Source organism: Stenotrophomonas sp. STEN035 (assembly GCF_056759935.1).
Genome location: NZ_JBRRDY010000072.1, coordinates 1 through 4,140, shown reverse-complemented (window position 1 = coordinate 4,140; position 4,140 = coordinate 1). Strand labels below are relative to the sequence as shown.

At 55.0% G+C, this 4,140-nt stretch carries 2 protein-coding genes and 3 pseudogenes; all 5 read left to right on the top strand.

Annotated elements, in window-relative coordinates; translation table 11 throughout:
* Nucleotides 1–251 (top strand): annotated as a pseudogene (locus ACVOLL_RS20470) (hypothetical protein); the annotation flags it as partial.
* Between the two features lie 388 nt (nucleotides 252–639).
* A pseudogene (locus tag ACVOLL_RS20465) lies at nucleotides 640–1,938 on the top strand (AAA family ATPase); the annotation flags it as partial.
* Nucleotides 1,939–2,420: 482 nt separating this feature from the next.
* Nucleotides 2,421–3,577, top strand: a pseudogene (locus tag ACVOLL_RS20460) (IS3 family transposase).
* 66 nt (nucleotides 3,578–3,643) lie between these two features.
* Nucleotides 3,644–3,919: a hypothetical protein gene (locus tag ACVOLL_RS20455; RefSeq protein WP_481514556.1), complete on the top strand. Its 276-nt coding sequence runs from the start codon at nucleotides 3,644–3,646 to the stop codon at nucleotides 3,917–3,919.
* A 28-nt stretch (nucleotides 3,920–3,947) separates the two neighbouring features.
* Nucleotides 3,948–4,140, top strand: a 193-nt coding sequence (locus tag ACVOLL_RS20450; protein WP_481514555.1) for a hypothetical protein, incomplete at its 3' end; no start/stop codon positions are given.

The following is a 4,140-nucleotide window of genomic DNA, read 5'->3' as shown; positions in this document are numbered from 1 at the left end:
AGCAGTGTTCGAGAGCGGATCCGGTCAAGCTTCAGCGACTCGCCAATCGGGTTGCGCAGGCTGTCGGTCCGGTCGTTGACATGTACTTGGACTATGACTTGAGGCCACCGTCCCAGGCGCAGATCCAGTACGCGGTTGCCATTGCGCGACGAGAGGGGCTCGAGATCCCGGCCGACGTGCTGAAGAAAAAGGTTGCGATGGGCAAGTTCCTTGACCAGCACGCCAAAGGTGGTGCCCGAAGCGGTAAGTAAGCGCTTGCCTCTGCGCGCTGCTAGGATTGCTACCTATGTAGAAAAAGGCGGTCGCTTTCGGCTCGAAATCCGTCTTTTACAACAAAAACCTCTCTCAATGTATAAATGCGAGTTTCAATGATCAAGAAAAAGCCTTTAGATACAGGAACTTGCGATGGTTTCGCGTTGAGAGCGCTGCGATCTGTGGGTTCACAACCGTTCTAATAACCGCGGTAGTTTGACTCGAAGGGTCTTTCGCGAGGAAGGCCCTTTTTTATTGGGCTGATCTGCGTCGATGGGTTCGAGGCTGAGTTGCCTCAAATCCCTTTCAATATAGGAAAGCCGCCTCCGTTATCGCTTCGCCGGTATCATCGCAAATCAGCTCACTTACTCATTTGTTGAGAAATTGATGAACGCGACCCTAAACACGGACGTGAACGAGATGCTCCGAAGCTCCCGGCCTGCTGCGCCACTTTCTCCTCTACCAATGCCTAACCCCTCCCGAGCAGATGCCGGAGAAGTGGTCCACGCAGGTGTTGTCGTAATTATTGGCGCGAACGGGTCCGGGAAGAGTAGGCTCGGGACTTGGATCGAAGCACCAGATGCAATCATCCAGAGTACAGATCCGTCCAGTTACACGCCGAACAAGCAAGCTCGCGCTCACAGAGTCAGTGCACAGCGCCAGCTCTTGCTTCCTGATGACGCCGCTCGTTTGAGTGCTGCGGTAGCGGATGAGCAGCTCAAGCGTGGCTCCGAGCATGGAGGGCCAGTTAACCACTCAAGTAGGGTCAACTACATCGATCCTGCGGTAGGTACGTTGGACGACTTTAGGTTTCTCCTCAATGCGATGTTTGCAAGGCGCGCCGAGCTCGATAGAGAGATCGCAAATCAAGTTAGAGAGGGTAAGGCATCCGACGAAATATCACTTGGGGAGGATCCTATATCACGGTTGGATCGCGTTTGGTCCGCGATATTCAGCGAAAGATCGTTGCATTGGGGAGACTATAAGGTGCTCGCAAGAAGCGCCGATCAAAACGATAACTACCCCGCCAGTAGGATGAGTGATGGCGAACGTACAGGGTTCTACCTAATTGCGCATGTCTTGCTGGCGCCGGCCAACATGGCGCTGGTGCTTGATGAGCCTGAGTTGCATCTGCATAGAAGCGTACTGTCGAAGCTTTGGGATACTCTAGAGGCTGAGAGGAAAGACTGTACTTTCATCTACATTACACACGATCTTGATTTCGCGTCTAGCCGTCATGAAGCAACAAAAGTTGCAGTGTACGACTACACTGCGCCGGGCGCGGGCTCTCCTGCAGGGGTATGGGATTGGGAGGTTGTGAAGCCAAGTGATCAACTTCCCGAAGATGTAGTGCTCAAGATACTGGGGTCTCGTCGGCCTACGCTGTTCGTGGAAGGGTTGAGTGGTAGCCGAGACGTGGCGATCTATGATGCCGTTTTTCCAGAGTTCTACATTATTCCGTGTGGAGGCTGTGGCGAGGTTCGCAATGCAACGCAATCATTCGCTAGGCACTTCGCTCAGCATCACTTCTTGCCGAAGGGTATCGTGGATGGCGATGATTTGAGTGAAGAAGAGATAGTTGTGCTTTCTGGTGTTGGAGTCCACGTCCTGCCTGTTGCCGGGGTTGAGAACCTTTTGTTGCTTCCTGAGTGCATCGATGCTTATGCTGAAAAGTGGTTGACTGACAATCCAAAGAGGGCGGAGATGCTCTCCAGGGCGGAAAGACTTTCATTGGTAGCAATGGAGAGGGTTAAGGGCAGTACAATCATCAAGCGCGCGCAGTATCGGCTGAGATACCTTCTCGGTAGGGTAGCTGCCAGAGGGAATGCTCGTGAGGACTTGGTCAGTGCTGTTGATCACTGTGTTGCTTCGGCTAATGCTGGGGACTGCTACGATCAAGCTGAGCAGATTTGTAGTAATGCGCTCCGCGAGGCAGCGCTCAGCGGCATAGGTCCCCTGTTAAAAGTATTTCGGAACAAGGCGCTTCTGAATGAGTTCTCTTCTGGCCTTCGCGTGAATGCTGATACGTATCAAAGGCGAATTATCGAGCTCCTTCGCTCTGATCCAGAGCTGGTTGCAAAAATCCGGGAGCGTCTAGGGTTGGTCGGGTTCACCCCCGTTATCACGGACACTTACGAGAAGGCCGACCGAGGCCTTGAGGAGTGTTCATGTCGAAGCGAAGGAAGTTCAGTGCAGAGTTCAAGCGTGGCGCAGTTGAACAGGCAAACCATCCCGGCGTCAGTTGCGCCTAAGTAGCACGGGAATTGGGGATTCGGAACACACTGTTGACCCGCTGGAGGCGTGGGGCCAAGAGCCAGGGCCCAGTGGCCTTTGTAGGTACGGGCACGCCGCGGGACGAGGAACTGGTCCAGCTCAAACGAGAGCTGGCACGGGTGAAGAAGGAACGGGATTTTTTGCGAGAAGCGGCCACGTTCTTTGCCAAGGGATCATCCTGAGGTATCAGGTGATCGAACGTTGCCGCGATGCGTTTCCGGTTCGACTGATGTGTCGGTGCCTGCAGGTATCGGCCAGCGGTTATTACGACTGGAGCAAGCGCCTGGCCAGTCCCCGTCAGCTCGACAACGAGCGCTTGCTCGGGCGCATCCGTGAATTGCACGAAGACAGCCATGGCGTGTTAGGCGCAGGCCGGATGCGGGAATACCTGGTTGATGACGGTGAAACCGTCAGTCTCAATCGCGTAGCTCGATTGATGGCAGGCGATGGCTTGCAGGGCTGGCCGCGGCCCAAGCGTCGCGGCCAGCGCAGCCGGCCTGTACTGGCGCCCGCTGGCGTGCGTAACTGGTTGGAGCGGGACTTCACCGCGCTGGAACCAGAAACAAAGTGGGTCACCGACATCACCGAGATCAAGACGCAACAGAGCAAGCTGTATCTGTGTGTCGTCTTGGACCTGTTTGACCAGCGTGTCGTGGGCTGGTCGATGCATCACCGACAAGACCGGCAGATGGTGATTCGAGGAGTGCAGATGGCTGTCTGGCAGCGTCAGGGCCGCAATCTGGTAATCCTACATTCCGATCGTGGCAGCCAATTTCGAAGTGGCGATTATCAGAGCTACCTGAAAGCCAATGCGCTGGTGTGCTCGATGAGCGCGGTCGGACATTGCGGCGACAACGCTGCATGCGGGGGCTTCTTCGGCATGCTCAAGCGCGAGCGGATTTACCGAATGAGCTACCCAACACTCGATGCGGCAAAAGCCGATGTGTTTGAATACATCGAGCGGTTCCACAACCGCCGGATGCGACGGAGGACCGCCAAGCGCGATCTGAAGTTCTCAACCCTTTCACAACCGTCCGTGATTTCGGGGTAGAACCCCGGACGAACGGGAAAGCGAGGTCAGGTCATAGTCCAACTTGCCCTCCCGAACAGAGGCCAGATGATTGCGCTCCTGCATATCGAGATCATGCCTTGGCTCAAATCGATCGCCACGAAGCCGCACCAGGCGCACTTATTCAAACCTTCAGATAGTAAGTTTGATTTCTCAATCACTTACGACCCTGCTCAAACGAACACGATTGCAAGTTACACCAGCTACGATGTCGCGCCTTCAAAGGAGGTCAATCCGCTCTACAAGGCGCTCAAAGCGAAGACTGGCCAGCTAGAAGGGGCTCATGAGGGTGCATTCAAACTCTTGGTGGCCCTGCGATGGTGATTGCGGGCTGTTTCGCAGCAATGCGTCTATGGCATCGCTGGGCGGTACCTTCACCGATCGACAGGTCGTTGATCATTTCTTGACCAAGCATTCAAGCATTGATGGTGTGCTCCTCATTGGCGTTGAGGAAAATCGCGACTTCCTCTCCACCGAAACGGATAGGAAGCTGCGCCTTGACCTGAGGGTGCGTGGCCCTATCGATCCCAGGTGCCTCACATCCC

Excerpts from the sequence above, each read along its gene's own strand:
- ACVOLL_RS20455 (WP_481514556.1), top strand. The coding sequence starts at position 3,644 with ATGATTGCGCTCCTGCATATCGAGATCATGCCTTGGCTCAAATCGATC.